Source organism: Saccharopolyspora sp. NPDC045839 (genome assembly GCF_056431645.1).
In genome coordinates, this window is sequence record NZ_JBWKKH010000001.1 from 430,978 (window position 1) to 446,641 (window position 15,664).

Sequence of the window (15,664 nt, forward strand, 5' to 3'; positions counted from 1 at the left end):
TCCCGGGTGACAACGGGATCAGTGGTGGTGCGCGACCAGCTCGTGCTCGGCGCCCGCCGGGTGGGCGTGGATCGTCGCGCCGCCGAGTCGCGGCAGGGCGTGCCGCAGGCGGTGCTCGGCGTCGTGCGCGACGCGGTGCGCGTCGGCGAGGCTGAGTTCCGGGGCGACGTCCAGATCGGCCTCCGCGTGCAGTTCGTGGCCGATCCAGCGCATCCGCAGCCCGCCCACCGCGCGCACCCCGGGCGCACCGGCCAGCGCGAGCTCCGCCCGGCCGACCAGCTCCGGATCCACCGCGTCGAGGACCCGGCCGAGGACTTCCTTCGCCGAGCCCCAGAGCACCACGGCGATCGCCGCCGTGATCAGCAGCCCGATCGCGGGATCCGCCCAGCGCCAGCCCAGCGCGGCGCCACCGGCCGAGCCGAGCACGGCGAGGCTGGTGAAACCGTCGGTGCGCGCGTGCAGCCCGTCGGCGACCAGGGCGGCCGAGCCGATCTCCCGGCCCACCCGGATGCGGTAGCGGGCGACCAGCTCGTTGCCGGCGAAGCCCAGCAGCCCGGCGGCCGCGAGCCAGCCCAGGTGATCTACCTGCTGCGGGTCGACCATCCGCCGGATCGCCTCCCAGCCCGCCAGCGCTGCCGACGCCGCGATCACCGCGAGCACGACGAGTCCGGCGAGGTCCTCGGCGCGGCCGAGCCCGTAGGTGAAGCGGCGGGTCGCCGCGCGCCGGGCGAGCAGGAAGGCGACCGCGATCGGCACCGCGGTCAGCGCGTCGGCGAAGTTGTGCAGGGTGTCGCCGAGCAGCGCGACGGAGCCGGTGAGGGCCACCAGCACGGCCTGCCCGATGGCGGTGACCAGCAGCGCCGCGAAGGAGATCCACAGCGCCCGCATGCCCTTGCGGCTGGCCGCCAGCGGTCCGTCGACGGCGTCGGCGGCGTCGTGGCTGTGCGGCGTCACCGCGTGCTTCAACCCCGCCCAAGCGCTGCGGTGTCCATGTCCGTGGCCGTGGCCGTGGTGCGGAGGCTTCCCGGAACCCACGTGACCTCCTCCGGTCCGGCGAGCGGGGCACCCCGAACGATAGGCCTCCGACCAGGCATGCGACAACGCTGCTACTGGGAATCAGTTGCAGGAGAATGCCTTTTGCGGAAAGCCATAGCATCCAAAGTGGACTCGCCGCCCCGGGTCGGGTCATCCGTCGGGAGTGCGGACCCGACGCGCCTCCCTCAGCGGAGTCGGCGCACTGCGGCGCTGCCGCCGATCAGCAGGAGCAGCGCGGCGAGGGCCCAGCGACGCTTCTCCTTGGTGTCGTGGCCGACGGTCCCGCCGCCCCGCTCCGGCGTCGTCGGCGCGTAGCCGCCCGGTTCCGGCAGCGGCGGGAGCGGGGGCGGTGGCGGGGGCGGAGCCGTTCTGCTCGGAGGCTCCGGGCGGGGACTGGGCGGCGCCGAAGTCGGGGACGGAGTGGGCCGCGTCGTCGATGGCGTCGTGGATGCGGTCGTGGACGGCGGCGGGGTCGTCGGCAGCGGCGGTTGGGGCGATGGGTCGCGGGTCAGGCATCCGGTCGCGTCCGAACCCAGCATCGGTGGCAGGGCGGTCAGCTTCGCCACCGAACCGTCCCGGTCCACGCGGTACAGCCCGCCGGCCTCGTCGGCCGTGACGTACAGCGCCCGGTCCGGGCCGATCGCCATCGATCCGTACGTGCTCGGCGGCAGGCCCGGCGCGTCGGCCAGCTCGGTGACCCGCCCGCTGACCGGGTCCAGCCGCGCGACCGCCGCCGTGCCCCGGTGCGTCATCGACACCCCGTACAGCTCGCCGTCCACCGGGTCGACGTCGAAGTCGCCGAACCCGAACGGCCAGTGCGGCGACCGGATCGCGGTCGTCGCCAGCACGCTCAGGTAGGTCGGGCGGGTCGGGTCGACGTCCACCGCGTACAGGTAGGACCCCTGCCGCACGTACCAGCGGTTCCCCTTGACCGCACCGGCCGTCGGCGCGGCGAGCGGGTACCAGGGCGTGTCCACGCGGCCGGCCCGCACCGGCCCCAGGTCGTGCGTCCGGCCGGACCGGTCCAGCGTCACCACGTGGGCGCCGTCGGGGAACGGACCGGACGGGCCGGACGCGGCCATGCCGTACACCAGGCCCTGCGAGCCGGCGTACCCGAGCGCGTTCAGCCGGTGGTCCAAGGCTCCGATCCGGACGCTTTCCGCGGCGGGCAACGACACCCGGTACAGCGCGGAAGTCCGGCCCGGACCAGAGTTCCGGACCTGCAGCACCGTGCACCCGGGAGCCGCGCCCGCGGACACCACCCACGCCACCGACGCCGCCAGCACCGCGACCGCCGAAGCGGCCGACACCGCCGCGACCCGCCACCACCTCAACTTTGACCGAGCCGGTCTAGCGCCCACAAGAACGCGTCCGGGCCGATCTGCGATCCGCCGCTGAACGGGTTCTGCAGCTGGAAGATCGCGAACAGCAGCAGCGCCAGCGCACCGGCCAATGTGGACACCAGCACGATGTGCGGGAACAACCTGGTGCCACCGAAGAGGTTCGGCAGCAGCACGCACACCACGCTGCCCAGGATCAGCACGAGCCACACCACCGCGACCACGCCGCGGTCGAACGCCCTGGTGACCCGCTCGTGCCGCTCCTCGTAGACCTGGCCGAGCTGCGTGATCGCCTCGGTCTTGCGGTCCTCCTCGAACTCGCCGTCGGCCGGCGCCTGCAGCACCGCCGCGCGCAGCCGGTCGAGCTCCGCCCAGCCCGGCCCGATCACCTGCCCGCCCTGCTGCATGACGGGCCACTCCTCGCCGACGACCGTCTGCAGGTACCGCAAGCTGAGCTCGCGCGCCTCGTCCCCGGTCGGCGCGGGCAGCGAATCCACCGCCCAGGAAACCGAAACCAGGGCCTGCGCCTCGCGGTAGGCGCCCTCCCGCGCGTCGGCCACGGTGTCGAAGAGCGTCACCAGCACGAAGGCGAGCACCACCGCCTGCAGGCCGCTGACGATCGTGAAGACCTGGCCGGCCGCGTCGTTGTTGCTGGGGCGCCCCTCGTCCTGGCCGAGCCTGCGCACCAGGTAGCCGATCACCGCGGCGGCCACGGACGCGCTGAGCACCCAGATCAGCCCGCTGAGGTAGATGCTCATTCCGCACCTCCGGCGGCGGACCCGCCGCGCACCACGACCTTCCTGGGTTCCGGCACCAGCAGGTCGCCGACGTTGCACCCGAGCACCGAGCAGATGATCTCCAGGTCGTCCAGCTTCAGACTGGCCGGGGTCTTGGACCACAGCCCGGACATCTTCCCGGCGGAGATGACCAGCCCGTGCTCGGCCAGCTGCCGCTGCAGCTCGGTGGCCTTCCAGATGCCTCGCTGCGCCGCGACGAGCCGCAGGTTCCACTTCACGACGACATCTCCCCCCGACCTGCTCCGATCGACTGGACGCCGCACTCGCACACGATCCGCCGCCTCCCAAACTCAAGCCTGGACGCCGGTAACGCCCGGCCGACGAATTTTCAGAATTCCCGAAGAAGAACCGCCGAAGATCTCTGTTTCGACGTGGCCCGAACAGTACTACCGCACCACCGGAAAACAGATAACCCGATTCGTGGAATCCGGGATCACAGGATTCGTCGCCCACCCGGAGCAATCACCCGGTGGAATATTCCGAATATCGCGCTCGCGATTGGTGCACACGAGTAGCGAAACCGCCGAATATTGGAACGAATGCGGCAGATGATCACGCTGCGTTCCACGCAAGAGGCAATTCAGGTGATATCCGCAGTGCGACATTTGCGCCGGATCTGACCGGCACACGAAGCACGTTCGGGTGACTGTACGGTCGTGATCACTGGTGCTAACGTCGCCGTCGGCAACGAGAAAACATGCCGCAGAACCGGCGAGGATTCCCACCGGGACATTTCCATTCGGACATCTCACAATTCCCTGAACAATCACGGTTCAGCATTTCCTGCTCGCCTCTTTACGAACAGAGATGATTGGTGGTATTGGCGTGACTGTGACGGAACCGCTCAACACCGACGACGGCGATGCGCCGCAGTTGAGCCTGAGCACGGCGGCGGCCCGGAACCTGGCCACCACGACCAAGTCCGTCCCGCAGATGCAAGGCATCACCTCGCGTTGGCTGCTGCGGCTGCTGCCATGGGTGCAGGCCGCCGGCGGCGCGTACCGCGTCAACCGCCGCCTCAGCTACACCCTCGGCGATGGCCGGGTCACCTTCACCAACACCGGCGCCGAGGTCCGGGTCATCCCGCAGGAACTGCGGGAACTCCCGCTGCTGCGGGGATTCGACGACGACGCGGTGCTCGGCGCGCTCGCGGATCGCTTCGTGCAGCGGGAGTTCGAGCCGGGCCAGGTGATCGCCACCGCAGGGCAGGCCGCCGACCAGGTCGTGCTCATCGCCCACGGCAAGGTCAACAAGATCGGCACCGGCGAATACGGCGACGACACCGTGCTCGGCGTGCTCGCCGACGGCGAGTACTTCGGCGCGCACGTCCTGGCCGGCGACTCGACCACCTGGCAGGCGACCTACAAGGCGGTCACCCCCTGCACCGTGCTTTTCCTGCGCCAGCAGGTGTTCCGGGACATGAACGGCAGCTCCGAGGCGCTGCGCGAGCACATCCGCAACACGCTGTCCGCCCCGAAGGGCGCGCACAACGTGCACGGCGAGGCGGACATCGAGATCGCATCCGGGCACTCGGGCGAGCCGACGCTGTCCGGGACCTATGTGGACTACGAGCTCGCGCCGCGCGAGTACGAACTCAGCGTCGCGCAAACGGTTCTGCGGGTGCACAGCCGCGTCGCGGACCTCTACAACCAGCCGATGAACCAGACCGAGCAGCAGCTGCGGCTGACCATCGAGGCCCTGCGCGAGCGGCAGGAGGAGGAGCTGATCAACAACCGCGAGTTCGGCCTGCTGCACAACGCCGACCTCCGCCAGCGCATCCACACCCGCACCGGCCCACCCACCCCCAACGACCTCGACGAGCTCCTGACGCTCGTGTGGAAAGACCCCGGTTTCTTCCTCGCGCACCCGCGGGCCATCGCGGCCTTCGGCCGCGAGTGCAGCAAACGCGGCATCTACCCGCAGAGCATCGACCTGGGCGGCCACCAGGTGCCGGCGTGGCGCGGCGTGCCGATCCTGCCGTGCAACAAGCTGCACGTCGGCGACACCCGCACCAGCTCCATCCTGCTGATGCGCACCGGCGAGGAGAACCAGGGCGTCATCGGCCTGCACCAGACCGGCATCCCGGACGAGTACCGGCCCGGCCTGTCGGTGCGCTTCATGGGCGTCAACGAGCAGGCCGTCATCTCCTACCTGGTCAGCGCCTACTACTCGGCGGCGATCCTGGTGCCGGACGCGATCGGAGTGCTCGAACACGTCGAACTCGGCAGGGAGAGCTGAGCGACGCACAGCCCCCGGAGCGGGTGGCCGCGACCCGCCCGCTCCGGGCCCGCCAAGGACCTTTCCGCCGAGCAGCGCAAGGAGAAGTGACATCGTGACCGTGACAGAGCCGGACCTCGGCGTCGAGCAGGCCGCGCAGAGCCTCGGCACCGCGGCGGCGCGGAACCTGGCCACCACGACCAAGTCCGTCCCGCAGATGCAAGGCACCACCTCGCGGTGGCTGGTGCGGATGCTGCCGTGGGTGGACATCTCGGCGGGCACCTACCGGGTCAACCGCCGGCTGACCTACGCCGTCGGGGACGGGCGGATCACCTTCACCAACACCGGCGCGAACGTGCGGGTCATCCCGCAGGAACTCGGCGAACTGCCGCTGCTGCGCGGTTTCGACGACGATTCGGTGCTCGGTGCGCTGGCCGACCGGTTCGTGCAGCAGGAGTTCGAGCCGGGCCAGGTGATCGCCACCGCAGGGCAGGCCGCCGACCAGGTCGTGCTCATCGCCCACGGCAAGGTCAACAAGATCGGCACCGGCGAATACGGCGACGACACCGTGCTGGACGTGCTCGCCGACGGCGAGTACTTCGGTGCGCACGTCCTGGCCGAGGGCCAGGCCGCGTGGCACCACACGTACAAGGCGGTCACCCCGTGCATCGCCCTGACGCTGAACACCCAGGCCCTGCAGGCGGTGAACAACCAGTTCGACCGGCTGCGGGCGCACATCGCCGCCATCCGCGACAACCCGGCGCCGGCGCAGAACAAGCACGGCGAGGCGGACATCGGGATCGCCTCCGGCCACTCCGGTGAGCAGACCCTCGCCGGGACCTATGTGGACTACGAGCTCGCGCCGCGCGAGTACGAACTCAGCGTCGCGCAGGCGATCCTCCGCGTGCACAGCCGCGTCGCGGACCTCTACAACCAGCCGATGAACCAGACCGAGCAACAGCTGCGGCTGACCATCGAGGCCCTGCGCGAACGGCAGGAGCACGAGCTGATCAACAACCGCGACTTCGGCCTGCTGCACAACGCCGACCTCCGCCAGCGCATCCACACCCGCACCGGCCCACCCACCCCCGACGACCTCGACGAACTGCTCTCCCGCCGCCGCAAGACCCGGTTCTTCCTGGCCCACCCGCGGACCATCGCGGCCTTCGGCCGGGAGTGCAACCGGCGCGGCATCTACCCGGCGACCACCGAGGCGCAGGGCCGCCAGGTGCACGCCTGGCGGGGCGTGCCGCTCCTGCCCAGCGACAAGATCCCGATCAGCGATCGCGGCACCAGCTCGATCCTGGCGCTGCGCACCGGCGAGGACGACCACGGCGTCATCGGCCTCCAGCAGACCGGCATCCCCGACCAGTACCGCCCCGGGCTCAACGTCCGGTTCATGGGCATCAGCGAGCAGGCGATCATCTCCTACCTGGTCAGCGCCTACTTCTCCGCCGCGGTCCTGGTCCCCGACGCCCTCGGCGTGCTCGAGAACGTCGAAATCGCCCGCTGACACCGCGTTCGGACGCGGCGAACCACCTCGTGACCGGTGCGCGGAACGAGCCCGGAACACCGCACTGTCCTCTCGGACCGCGGTTTCAATTGAAACTGCGGTCCACCCCCACACTCCGCCACGCAAAGCGAGCCTGGAATTACCGCTTTTTGTCGAAGGGAAGTCGGATGGCCACGATTCAGCAGGACGCCAACCGGGCGGGTGCGGCCTATGAGGCGCTCACGCGCAGCCGCACGATGGTCGAGCCCGCCCTGCGGGCCGCGGTCGACCGGTTGCCCACCCGCATGCAGCTGATATCCGGCTACCACCTCGGCTGGCTGGACGAGCGCGGCAACCCGGTCCGCGCCGACCGGGGCAAGGCGCTGCGGCCCACGATGGTGCTGACCTCGGCCGCCGCCGTCGGCGGCGATCCCGCGGCGGCGGTTCCCGCTGCCGTCGCGGTGGAGCTCGTGCACAACTTCTCGCTGCTGCACGACGACGTGATGGACGGCGACGTCACGAGGCGACATCGCCCGACGGCGTGGACCGTGTTCGGCAGCGGCCCGGCCATCCTCGCCGGCGACGCCCTGCTTTCGCTGGCCGCCGACGTGCTGGGCGCGTGCCGGCATCCCGAGGCCGCCGCCGCGGTGCGGACGTTGAGCACCGCCGTGCTGAACCTGATCAACGGCCAGACTGCGGACCTCGCCTTCGAGGACCGGCGCAACGTGGAACTGGCCGAGTGCCAGCGGATGGCCCGGGACAAGACCGGGGCGCTGCTGGGCTGCGCCTGCGCGCTGGGCGCGATGTTCGGCGGCGGCTCGGCCGAGCAGATCGCCCGGATGCGCAGCTACGGCGAGCGGCTGGGCCTGGCGTTCCAGCACGTCGACGACCTGCTCGGCATCTGGGGCGATCCGGCCATCACCGGCAAACCGGTGTTCTCCGATCTGCGCACGCGCAAGAAGACCCTGCCGGTGGTCTCCGCGCTGACCTCCGGCACGCCGGCCGGGCAGCGGCTGGCCGCGATCTACCTCCGCGACCAGCCGCTGTCCGGCAGTGACCTGGCCCAGGCCGCGGAGCTGATCGCGCTGGCGGGCGGCCGCACCTGGAGCCAGCACCAGGCCGACGACCTGCTCGCCTCGGCCCTCAGCGATCTCCGCCGCTGCGACCCGGCGCCGCGCGCGGCCGAAGAGCTCGACGCCCTCGCCCACCTGGTGACCCACCGCGACCACTGACCGCGGCCCGGACCGCCGCGCGGACGAGCACGGCGGTCCGGCACCGGGGTTCAGCCGACCGACATTGGAGTGCAGTCATGCCGAGTCAACAGCGCACGGTGCTGCTCGCGGCGCCGCGCTCGTTCTGCGCCGGAGTCGACCGCGCCATCGAGATCGTGGAACAGGCGCTCGCGCTCCGCGGCGGCCCGATCTACGTCCGCAAGCAGATCGTGCACAACACGCACGTGGTCGCCGACCTGGAGGACCGCGGCGCGGTGTTCGTCGACGAGCTCGACGCGGTACCCGACGGCGCCACCGTGGTCTTCTCCGCGCACGGCGTTTCCCCCGCCGTGCGGTCGGAAGCGGAGCGGCGCGGGCTGGCGGTCATCGACGCGACCTGCCCGCTGGTGGCGAAGGTGCACGCCGAGGCGCGGCGGTTCGCCGGGCGCGGCGACACCCTCCTGCTCGTCGGCCACAGTGGACACGAAGAGGTAGAGGGCACGCTCGGCGAGGCACCCGGCCAGACGGTCCTGGTGGAGTCCGTCGAGGACGTCGCCGAGGTCGAGGTGCCGAACCCGAAGCGGGTGTCGTACCTGACGCAGACCACCCTCGCCGTCGACGAGACGGCCGGCATCATCGCCGCGCTGCGCGACCGCTTCCCGGCGCTGCGCGGCCCGTCGTCGGAGGACATCTGCTACGCCACCACCAACCGGCAGGACGCGCTGTCGGCGATCGCCGGGGAGTGCGACCTGGTGCTGGTGGTCGGCTCGGCCAACTCCTCGAACTCGCAGCGCCTGGTGGAGCTGACGCGCCGCCAGGGCACGCCCGCCCACCTCATCGACGACGCCGGCGACATCCAGCCGGCCTGGCTGTCCGGCGTCGGCACGATCGGCCTCACCGCGGGCGCCTCGGCCCCGCCGGGCCTGGTCGAGGACGTCATCGACCACCTCGCCCCGGCCACGGTCATCGAGCACGAGGTGACCCGGGAGAAGGTCCACTTCGAACTCCCGGCGCCCCTGCGCTGAGGGGCCGTTCCGGAACGAGGGTGCGGACGCGCGTGAAACGTGGCCGCCTGGACGCAGGGCGGCGATTTCGCGCGAAATCGCCAACCCGTCCGGCGCCGGGCGCCTTCGGGAGGGGCCGGTCTGAAGGACCCCCAAGTCACTCCTGCCCGGTGAAGCGCCGGGTTTCCGGCGGTGCCCAGCCGGGATCACCGCTGCGGGCGAAGCGCACCCACGCACCGTGCATGCGAGCGGCAAGACCCTCGGACGGCTCGGCCGGGCCGAGCAGTCCGCGGGGGCCGCGCAGTGCGGGAAGGTCCAGGCGGTCGAACACGTACGGCAGTTCCACCGCGTGCGCCGCCCCGAGAGTTCCGTCCACCGCGGACGATCGCCAGGCGAATTCGTAGGTGTAGGTCGGGCCCCGCCCGTGTGCCGCGTGCGCCTCGGCGAGCCGGCGGCTTCCCGCGCCGAACAGCGCGTCGCCCATGATCGCCGAACGCAGCTCGCCAGGGCTCGCTCGCGGATGCCGTGCCCGGTACCGCGCTACCAGTGCGGCCGGGTCGGCGTGCACCCGGGCCGCGATGTCGTGCACGTCATCGTCGGTCGAGGTAGCCATTCTTCCTTGCGGCGCAAGGTAGAGATTGCCCTCCTCGGTGTTCGTGCCGACGATGAGCGCGACCTCGGCACCGGCGCCGGCGGCCACTGCTTCGGCGGGCTGGCGGTCCAGCACCAGGCTGACCGCGCTGAGCCCGAGCAGCGGGTCGAACCGGTTGCTGGTCCGCAGGTCCAGGCCGCCGAGCGGCACGTCGACGAACCGTTCGTCCGGCACCCGGGCGAAGTCCGCGACGGTCGGCTCGACGCCCAGCGCGTCCGCTGCGGCGCGCGTGACCCGAGCCGCCTGCGCCCGGGAGAACGCGCCCAGCCCGTTGCCGCTCTGCACGATGGCGCGGTGGAACAGGCCCGCCGCTTCCGGACTGGCGAGCACCCCGCTCGTGATCGTCGCGCCGGCGGACTGGCCGAACAGCGTGACGTTGCCCGGATCGCCGCCGAATTCGGCGATGTTGTCCCGCACCCAGCGCAACGCGGCCACCACGTCGAGCAGTCCGCGGTTGGCCGGTGCGCCGGGGAGGTCGAGGAACCCCGGGATGCCCAGCCGGTAGTTGAGGGCCACCAGCACCACGCCGTCGCGGGCGAAAGCCGTTCCGTCGTGCAGCGGCGAGCGGGTGGAGCCGGTGATGAACCCGCCGCCGTGCACGAAGACCATGACCGGGCTGTTCCGGGCGTCCGGCGGGGCCCACACGCTGACGGTCAGGTAGTCCTCGCCAGGAATCCAGCCGGGCCCGAAGTAGGGCGACATGTCGAGCACCCCGAAGCCGTCCCGGCGCGGTTGGGGCGCGGTCGGCCCGGGCCGCGTCGCGTCCCTGACGTGTCGCCACGGTTCGTGCGGCACCGGCGCGGCGAACCGGGCGGCGCCGGTCGGCGGTGCGGCGTAGGGGATGCCGAGGAAGACGTGCGCGTTGCCGTCGGCGCGGCCGCGGACGGCGCCCCCGGTGGTGGTGACGATCGGGTCGGACACCCGTTTCTCCTGTTCTTCAGTCAGATTCGGGCGAACGGGGCCCATCCCCCGATGGCGAACCGGTCGCCCTCGCGGACGACCTCGGCGCCGCCGTGACCGCCGAGGTGCGCGGGCAGCACCAGCGCGTTCGCGTCGGCGGCCCAGCCGAGCAGCCGCCGCCGCGTGGCCCTGGCCTGGGCCGGGTCCTCGCAGAAGCAGCTGTTGGTGTCGGGTTCGACGAACTGCAGGGCGGTGTGCAGCAGATCGCCGACGAACAGCGCGCGGTCGCCGCCGGATTCGAGCGTGACCACCGACGATCCAGGGGTGTGCCCGGGCGCGAGGTCCAGCCGCAGGTTCGCGTCGATCCGGTAGCCGTCCTCCCACAGCACCGCGAGCCCTGCCTCGTGCACCGGCGCGACGCTGTCCTCGAAGACGTTCTGGTTGCCGCGGCCCAGGTTCGGCCGGTGGCCGTTCGCCGGGTCCCAGAACTCGAAGTCGGCCCGGGGCATGAGGTAGGTGGCGTTGGGGAACGTCGGCACCCAGCTGCGGCCGTCGAGGTAGGTGTTCCAGCCGACGTGGTCCACGTGCAGGTGCGTGTTGATCACGAGGTCCACGTCCTCGGGCCGCACCCCGGCCCTGGCCAGGTTGCCGAGGAAGTCGGTGTTCAGGTGGCTCCACACCGGCGAGTACGGCCGCTCCTTGTGGTTGCCGACGCCGGTGTCGACCAGGATCGTCCTGCCCTCGCTGCGCAGCAGCCACGTCTGGATGGCCGACACGCAATCGCCGGTGTGCGGGTCGAGGAAGTCCGGGGCGAGCCAGGGAGCGTTCCAGGCTCCCTCGGGACTCTCCGGGAAGAAGGTGTCCGGCGGCATCTCGACCGGACCGAAGTACTCCACGACCCGGGTGATCGTGACGTCGCCCAGCACGATTTCGCGCATGTCCCCTCCGGGGTGTTCGCTGGTGTCCCGGCCAGCGTGCGACCCCGGTGCGCCGACCGGCCAGACCCGCGTTCGCCTACCCCCGGCAGGGGCAGGCTCGCCGGCCGAGCGCGGCGGATACTGCGGGTATGGGTGTTCCTGGCTTGCTGGGCGAGTTCCTCCGGGCACGGCGTGCGCGCCTGCGCCCCGACGACGTCGGCCTGCCCGAGTTCCACGAGCGGCGACGCGTGGCGGGGTTGCGGCGGGAAGAACTGGCGCAGCTGGCCGGGGTGAGCGTGTCCTACTACACGCGCCTGGAGCAGGGCCAGTCGGTCAACGCCTCCGACGCGATCCTGGACGCCCTCGCCGGAGCCCTGCGGCTCGACGAGCACGAGCGCGAACACCTCCACCAGCTCGCCGCGCAACGTCCCCGGCCGCAGCGCCGCCCGCCGCTGGAACGGCTCGACCCTTTGACCCGCGACCTGATGCGGTCGTTCGGGGCCGTGCCCGCGCTGGTCCTCGGCAGGCGGAGCGACGTGCTGGCCTGGAACGCGCTGGGCCACGCGCTGCTGGCCGGGCACCTCGACCGAACCGCTCCGGAACGCCCGGCGGACCGGCCGAACCTGGCCCGGATGCTGTTCCTCGACCCGCACACCCGCGACCTCTACGCGGACTGGCAGCGCAAGGCGCGCGCCGTCGTCGGCAACCTCCGGCAGGTCGCTGGACGGCATCCCGAAGACGCCCTGCTGGCCTCGCTCGTCGGCGAACTGTCCATGAAGAGCCCGGAATTCGCGACGCTGTGGAGCGATCACCGGGTCAAACCCTGCGAAGCGGACGAGTACGAGCTGCGCCACCCGCTGGTGGGCTCGCTCGCGGTCGCGCAGCAGATCCTCGTGCCGGCCCGCTCACCGGAGCAGTCCGTGGTCGTGGTCACGACCGCGGACGGCTCCGGTGCGGAGAACGCGATCAAGCTGCTCGCGATGCGTGCGCGGGACTAGCTCTCCGAGCCGCGGCGGCGGAAGGCGCCGATGATCGCGGCCGCGAGGGCGGCCACGACGAACGACGTGAGCGCGGCGCTCATCCACGCCGGGACGGTGAAGCCGAGCGCCTCCCGCAGACCGGTCCACAGCCGGCTCCACCAGCCGAGTTCGCCCGGGTTGATCAGCTGGAACGCCGCGAAGCCCAGGAACCAGGCCAGCAGCATGCCCCAGCGGGACGGGGCCTGCGCGGACAGGTCGTAGCTGCGGCGGCGGCCGTGCAGGAAGTAGTCCACCGCCAGCACGCCGAACATCGGCACGAACACCGAGCCGATCAGCAGCAGGAAGTTCGAGAACTCGGCGATGTCCAGGGTCAGCGCGAGCAGGGTGATCAACGCCCCGATGATCACGCACAGCACCCGGCGGTCGGCGCTGGGCCGCAGGTTCTGGATGGAGACCGCGGTCGAGTAGGTGTTGGCGAAGGACTGGTCGACCTCGCGCAGCACCAGGATGCCGAAGAAGATCACCCCGAGCGGCACCGCCAGCATCGGGTCGAACACCTTGTCCGCGTCGCCGGCCACCATCGCCAGCCCGATCAGCCCCAGCAGGTAGCAGGCGATCTGGGTGACCGAGTAGCCCACCGTCGCGGCGGTGAACGCGCCGGACACCGACTTCGAGTGCCGCGAGTAGTCCGAGGCGACCGGGATCCAGGAAACCGCGACCGCCAGCGCGGCGTCCGCGCCGGGCCAGAAGCCCTGCCAGGAACCGGTGTTCATCTCCGGCAGCGGCTGCCGCAGCAGCTGGACGAAGAAGTACACCATCGCGATCGCCACCGCGATGCTGACGTAGCGGCGCAGCAGGCGAAGCGCGCCGAGCGGGCGCAGCGTGAGCACGGTGGTCAGCGCACCGGCCACCAGCACGTACAACCAGTGCGGGCCGCCGCCGAACAACGCCTCCGCGCCCTGCGCGATCACCAGGAGTTCGAACGTTCCCCAGCCGATCAGCTGCAGGATGTTCAGCACCGTCGGCAGGTACGACAGCTTGGTGCCGAACAGGCCGCGCAGCAGCATCATCGCCGGGGCGCCGGTGCGCGCTCCCGGAACCGCCGCGAGGCCGACCATGATGCTGCCGATCACGGTGCCCACCACGCACGCGGTGACGGCGGCGGCGAACGACAGCTGCGGCACACCGGCCGGCGCGAGCACGGCCAGGGCACCGCTGAAGCCGAGCAGGCTCACCCCGAGGTTGCCCCAGAACGCGCCCTGGTCGAGCACGCCGAGCGTCTTCGGCGCCGGTTCGTCCAGGGTGTGCGGAACTTCGGCACGATCGACGTCAAGCGCCATCAACAGCTCCCTACGCCGGCATTATCCGGACAGGTTCTGCGGTCGGTGGCGCGGTGGTGCCACCCTCTCAGCCCGGTACGCCCGAGCTCCCGCGTGGATCGAGTCGGCGACACCTTACCCCGATCAGGTGACAGATGCCAGCCGGGTCACCGGCGGCGGTTGCCGAACAGGCCGCGGGTGATCTCCCGCCCCAGGGCGCTCGCCGCCGAGCGGAAGAAGGACCGCACCGCGGGGTTGTCCATCGCCTTCTCCAGGAACCCCGCTGCTTCCGACTTTTCCGGCATTTCAGGCTTTTCCGGCGCGGCGGCGATCTTCCTCGCCAGGAGTTCGTAGGCGGATTCCCGATCGACGGTCTGCTCGTACTTCCCGTGCAAGCCGGACGAAGCGGCGGCGGCTCGCACCGCGTCCTCGCCGATCGTGCCCATCAGCGAGCGGGGCGCGCGGAGCCGGGTCCACGCGACCGGCGTCGGCGCGCCGGTCTCGGAGAGCACCGTCACGATCGCCTCGCCGATGCCCAGCGACGTCAGCGCCTCGTCGAGCTCGTAGTGCTCGGTCGCCGGGTAGGTCTTCACCGTGCGCGCCAGGGCCTTCTGGTCGTCCGGGGTGAAGGCCCGGATGGCGTGCTGGACCCGGGCGCCCAGCTGGGAGAGCACCGCGTTGGGCAGGTCGGTGGGCAGCTGCGTGCAGAAGAACACGCCCACCGCCTTGGACCGGATCAGCTTGACGGTCTGCTCGATGCGCTCCAGGAACGCCTTGGACGCGTCGCTGAACAGCAGGTGCGCCTCGTCGAAGAAGAACACCAGCTTCGGCCGGTCCAGGTCGCCTGCCTCCGGCAGCTCCTCGAACAGCTCGGCCAGCAGCCACATCAGGAACGTCGAGAACAGCACCGGGTCGGCCTGCACGTCGTCGAGCTCCAGCAGGTTCACCACACCCCTGCCGTCGACCTGCCGGAGCAGGTCGGCGACCGCCAGCTCCGGCTCGCCGAAGAACTCGTCCCCGCCCCGGGCCTCCAAATTGGACAGTGCCCGCAGGATCACACCAGCACTGGCGGCCGAGACCCCGCCGATGCCCTTGAGCTCGGCCTTCCCCTCGTCGCTGGTCAGGTACTGGATCACCGAGCGCAGGTCCTTGATGTCCAGCAGCGCCAGCCCGCGCTCGTCGGCCCAGTGGAAGATCAGGCCCAGCGTCGATTCCTGCGTCGCGTTCAGGCCGAGCACCTTCGCCAGCAGCAGCGGCCCGAAGCCGGTCACGGTCGCGCGGATCGGCACGCCCCGGCCGCCGGTGCCCAGCGACAGGAACTGCACGGGGAACGCCGCGGGCCGCCAGTCGTCGCCGACCTCGGCGGCGCGGGCCGCCACCTTGTCCCCGCCCTCCCCGGGAGCGGACAGGCCGGAGAGGTCGCCCTTGACGTCGGCCAGCAGCACCGGCACGCCCGCATCGGACAGCTGTTCGGCCAGCAGCTGCAGCGTCTTCGTCTTGCCCGTGCCGGTCGCGCCCGCCACCAGGCCGTGCCGGTTCATCATCGCCAGCGGGATCCGCACGGCGGCAGCGGCATCGGCCGAGCCGTCGACGACCACCGCGCCGAGCTCGACCGCCGCGCCTTCGGTCGCGTAGCCCGAAGCGATCTCCTCTGCCGCGTTGCCCGCCACCGCGCCCTCCGCTCCTCGCCGGTTCCCGCCCGCTCGACGCTATGCCGCCGGGTACCCGCCCGGGCGACTCGCCACCCGGACGAGCGATGCATCGGCGGGTCCGGTCAGGGCCGGTATTGACCTCGACCTT

The 15,664-nt window shown here is 71.5% G+C and carries 13 protein-coding genes and 1 riboswitch; of the genes, 5 read left to right on the top strand and 8 right to left on the bottom strand.

The genetic code is table 11. From position 1 onward, the window contains the following. Positions 1–18: 18 nt before the first annotated feature. The 4 genes from AC07EQ_RS01790 to AC07EQ_RS01805 form a co-directional block, all read right to left on the bottom strand. Positions 19–1,035 (bottom strand): cation diffusion facilitator family transporter, encoded by a 1,017-nt coding sequence (locus AC07EQ_RS01790; RefSeq protein ID WP_478386030.1) that lies wholly within the window; start codon positions 1,033–1,035, stop codon positions 19–21. 185 nt (positions 1,036–1,220) lie between these two features. Beyond that, complete coding sequence (locus tag AC07EQ_RS01795) at positions 1,221–2,345, bottom strand: DUF6923 family protein (RefSeq protein WP_478386031.1); 1,125 nt, start codon at positions 2,343–2,345, stop codon at positions 1,221–1,223. A gap of 20 nt (positions 2,346–2,365) precedes the next feature. Next, the gene (locus tag AC07EQ_RS01800; RefSeq protein ID WP_478386032.1) at positions 2,366–3,133 is read right to left on the bottom strand and encodes a bestrophin-like domain; all 768 of its coding nucleotides are present in this window, start codon (positions 3,131–3,133) and stop codon (positions 2,366–2,368) included. After that, on the bottom strand, positions 3,130–3,390 hold the full coding sequence (locus tag AC07EQ_RS01805) for a helix-turn-helix domain-containing protein (RefSeq protein ID WP_132495597.1): 261 nt from the start codon (positions 3,388–3,390) through the stop codon (positions 3,130–3,132). The genes AC07EQ_RS01800 and AC07EQ_RS01805 overlap by 4 nt, the downstream gene beginning before the upstream one ends. A 589-nt stretch (positions 3,391–3,979) precedes the next feature. On the opposite strand from AC07EQ_RS01805, the gene AC07EQ_RS01810 reads away from it, so the two are divergent. The 4 genes from AC07EQ_RS01810 (at position 3,980) to ispH (ending at position 9,117) form a co-directional block, all read left to right on the top strand. Beyond that, entirely contained in the window at positions 3,980–5,410 is a 1,431-nt protein-coding gene (locus AC07EQ_RS01810) for a family 2B encapsulin nanocompartment shell protein (protein ID WP_478386033.1), read from the top strand. Positions 5,411–5,504: 94 nt separating this feature from the next. Beyond that, the gene (locus AC07EQ_RS01815) at positions 5,505–6,902 is read left to right on the top strand and encodes a family 2B encapsulin nanocompartment shell protein (RefSeq protein ID WP_478386034.1); all 1,398 of its coding nucleotides are present in this window, start codon (positions 5,505–5,507) and stop codon (positions 6,900–6,902) included. Between the two features lie 167 nt (positions 6,903–7,069). Further along, positions 7,070–8,113: a family 2 encapsulin nanocompartment cargo protein polyprenyl transferase gene (locus AC07EQ_RS01820; RefSeq protein WP_478386035.1), complete on the top strand. Its 1,044-nt coding sequence runs from the start codon at positions 7,070–7,072 to the stop codon at positions 8,111–8,113. 77 nt (positions 8,114–8,190) lie between these two features. Then, the gene (ispH, locus tag AC07EQ_RS01825; RefSeq protein ID WP_478386036.1) at positions 8,191–9,117 is read left to right on the top strand and encodes a 4-hydroxy-3-methylbut-2-enyl diphosphate reductase; all 927 of its coding nucleotides are present in this window, start codon (positions 8,191–8,193) and stop codon (positions 9,115–9,117) included. Between the two features lie 136 nt (positions 9,118–9,253). Here the strand turns inward: ispH and AC07EQ_RS01830 are convergent, their stop codons facing one another. Beyond that, positions 9,254–10,669 carry a carboxylesterase/lipase family protein gene (locus tag AC07EQ_RS01830; protein WP_478386037.1) on the bottom strand — a complete coding sequence of 472 codons (1,416 nt, stop codon included), beginning with the start codon at positions 10,667–10,669 and terminating at the stop codon, positions 9,254–9,256. 20 nt (positions 10,670–10,689) lie between these two features. Then, positions 10,690–11,586 carry an MBL fold metallo-hydrolase gene (locus tag AC07EQ_RS01835; protein WP_478386038.1) on the bottom strand — a complete coding sequence of 299 codons (897 nt, stop codon included), beginning with the start codon at positions 11,584–11,586 and terminating at the stop codon, positions 10,690–10,692. Between the two features lie 128 nt (positions 11,587–11,714). Here AC07EQ_RS01835 and AC07EQ_RS01840 point away from each other — a divergent pair, with 128 nt between their 5' ends. Next, positions 11,715–12,563: a helix-turn-helix transcriptional regulator gene (locus AC07EQ_RS01840; protein ID WP_478386039.1), complete on the top strand. Its 849-nt coding sequence runs from the start codon at positions 11,715–11,717 to the stop codon at positions 12,561–12,563. Here AC07EQ_RS01840 and AC07EQ_RS01845 read toward each other — a convergent pair. Together AC07EQ_RS01845 and AC07EQ_RS01850 are read right to left on the bottom strand one after the other, a co-directional pair. Next, the gene (locus AC07EQ_RS01845; RefSeq protein ID WP_478386040.1) at positions 12,560–13,885 is read right to left on the bottom strand and encodes a purine-cytosine permease family protein; all 1,326 of its coding nucleotides are present in this window, start codon (positions 13,883–13,885) and stop codon (positions 12,560–12,562) included. The two genes, AC07EQ_RS01840 and AC07EQ_RS01845, sit on opposite strands and share 4 nt — an antisense overlap. Then, a riboswitch (TPP riboswitch) is annotated at positions 13,876–13,988 on the bottom strand. (Overlaps the previous gene by 10 nt.) A gap of 43 nt (positions 13,989–14,031) precedes the next feature. After that, the gene (locus tag AC07EQ_RS01850; RefSeq protein ID WP_478386041.1) at positions 14,032–15,534 is read right to left on the bottom strand and encodes a helicase HerA-like domain-containing protein; all 1,503 of its coding nucleotides are present in this window, start codon (positions 15,532–15,534) and stop codon (positions 14,032–14,034) included. Positions 15,535–15,664: the final 130 nt, after the last annotated feature.